The sequence below is a fragment of the Gaoshiqia sediminis genome (genome assembly GCF_025907915.1).
Taxonomy (GTDB): domain Bacteria; phylum Bacteroidota; class Bacteroidia; order Bacteroidales; family Prolixibacteraceae; genus Gaoshiqia; species Gaoshiqia sediminis.
In genome coordinates this window covers 1-321 of the sequence record NZ_JAPAAF010000152.1, presented here as the reverse complement: position 1 = coordinate 321, position 321 = coordinate 1, and the positions used below count along the sequence as shown (strand labels likewise).

At 44.9% G+C, this 321-nt stretch carries 1 protein-coding gene; it reads left to right on the top strand.

Translation table 11 applies throughout. The annotated features are described in order from the left end of the window. Positions 1-321 (top strand): glycoside hydrolase family 38 C-terminal domain-containing protein (locus N2K84_RS20360; RefSeq protein ID WP_282593662.1); only part of this gene is annotated, 321 nt, incomplete at both ends.

Genomic DNA, 321 nt, shown 5'->3' with positions numbered 1-321 from the left:
AGTATTATAAAGTACTTGTTGGCGATAATGGTGACATTACAAGCATCTATGACAAAAACCTGAAAAAGGAATTGTTGCAAAAACCTGCCAGCCTGACGTTTTTATATGAAAAGCCAGAAACAAAACCCTCTTGGCATATGGACTGGAAGGATCGTCAAAATCCTCCGGTTGATTATCTGAATGGGGATGCAAAGATAACAATCGCGGAGCAGGGACCTGCCCGTGTCGCATTGGAAATAACGCGTAAGAAACGTAACTCCGAGATCACCCAGGTGTTGAGCCTTGCAGCCGGAAACGCCGGTAAAAGACTGGAGATAGCCA